Source organism: Longimicrobium sp. (assembly GCA_036387335.1).
Taxonomy (GTDB): domain Bacteria; phylum Gemmatimonadota; class Gemmatimonadetes; order Longimicrobiales; family Longimicrobiaceae; genus Longimicrobium.
In genome coordinates, this window is sequence record DASVTZ010000082.1 from 1 (window position 1) to 1,895 (window position 1,895).

Here is a 1,895-nt window from a genome sequence, read left to right on the forward strand (position 1 = left end):
GAGCGGATGTACATCGAGTCGACCCTGCGCGACCTGGGAGGCAGCGTCAGCGCCGCCGCCGAGCAGCTCGGCATCTCGCGAAAGGTGCTGTGGCAGCGAAGGAAGAAGCACGGCATGCCGGACGTCGGCCTGTGAGCGCCCAGCGCAGCGCCCTGGCGCACGACGAGGTCGCGGATCTGCGCGCCCGCCTGGCCGAGGCGGAGCGCGTGGCGGAGGCGCGGGCGCGCGTGGTAGGCCACGTCGCGCACGAGTTCCGCACGCCGCTCAGCTCCATCCTGGGCTTCGCCGCCCTCCTCGCCGCCGATGACCGCGAGGTCAGCCCCGAGCGCCGCCGCGAGTACGTCGACATCATCCACCGCAGCGCCCGGCACCTGCTGCACGTCGTCAACGACATCCTCAACCTCACCAAGGTGGAGGCGGGGACGCTGGAGGTGACGCTGGCCGCCGTGCACGCCGGGCAGATCGCCGCGGCCGTGGTCGACTCGCTCCACACCGTCGCCGCCGACCGTGGCATCACGCTGCGCCTCTCGGACGGCGGCGCACCCCTGGCGCTGGCGGACGCGGGGCGGCTGCGGCAGGTGCTGCTGAACCTGATGGACAACGCCATCAAGTACTCGGCCTCCGGCACCCAGGTGGAGGTGTCGGTGCGCACGGAGGGCGGCGAGGTGTGCCTGGAGGTGCGGGACCAGGGCCCCGGGCTCACCGCGGCCGACCAGGAGCTGATCTTCCGCGAGTTCTCGCGCATCCACCACCCCGGCACGCGGGTGTCGGGGGCGGGGCTGGGGCTGGCGCTCGCCAAGGACCTCACCGAGGCGATGGGCGGCCGCATCGGCGTGCGCTCGCGCGTGGGCGAGGGGAGCACCTTCTGGATCGTGCTCCCCCAGGCGGACGCCTCCGCGCGCCCGGCCGCCGCGCCCGCGCTCCCCCTCGCGCACCGCGACACCCGCGGCGAGATGGTGGCCGTCGTGGACGACGACGAGGACATCCGCGCCTTCGTGGCCGCCGTGCTGGAGCGCTCCGGCTACACCGTGCACGCCGACGACGGCTGCGCGGGCGTGGCGGAGCGGCTGGCCTCCGCGCGGCCCCTCGCCGTGCTCCTGGACCTGAACCTCACCGACCGCACTGGCGCCGAGGTGCTCCGCGAACTCCGCGCCCTCGACGACATGCGCCGCACCCCCATCCTCGCCTTCACCGCCGCCGTCGGCGAGGCGGACCGCGCGGGTGCCCTGGCGGCGGGCTTCGACGGACACGTGGCCAAACCGGTAGAGCCGGACCAGCTCGTCGCGCGCGTGGACGACGCCGTGGCCGAAGCTCGCCGCCGCGCCGCCGCCCCAGCCCCGCCCCCCGCCCCCGCGGACACGTCGGAGGACGACGAGTTCTGGGGCCCGCTCCGCGCCCGCTTCCGCGCCGGCCTCCCCGCGCGCCTCGCCGACCTGGAGGCCGCCCTCGCCCCGGGCGACGCCCAGGCGGTGCGGCGCCATCTCCACAAGCTGCGCGGCACCTCCGCCGGCTACGGCTTCACCGAACTCTCCCACCTCGCCGGCGCCGCCGAAGACGCCCTCCGCGCCGGCACCCCCCTCGCCGACGCGCCGGAAGTGGCGGCGGCGGTGGAGGCGCTGCGGCGGGAGGTGTGAGGGGCCCTCACCCCCGGCTCGTTACACTCGCCTGCCCCCTCTCCCGATAACAGGAGAGGGCTCCGCCCTCCTGTCATCGAGAGAGGGGGCTTGGGTCGCGGAGGGCCCCCTCCCCCGCCTGCGGGGGCGCAGGGCGGGTGAGGGGGAGAACTGCGCCCGCGGCATTATGCCCTGTAGGGGCGCGATTCATCGCGCCCGTGCCCGCCGCCGCACCGCCGCCCGCTGCCCCGACCGATGCCCCGGTAGGGGCAGACCTGCGTG

Annotated in this window: 1 protein-coding gene; it reads left to right on the forward strand. The window is 75.8% G+C overall.

Features of this window, described 5'->3' with window-relative positions:
• The first annotated feature begins 131 nt into the window (after window positions 1-131).
• The gene (locus VF647_07345) at window positions 132-1,634 is read left to right on the forward strand and encodes an ATP-binding protein (protein HEX8451893.1); all 1,503 of its coding nucleotides are present in this window, start codon (window positions 132-134) and stop codon (window positions 1,632-1,634) included.
• Window positions 1,635-1,895: the final 261 nt, after the last annotated feature.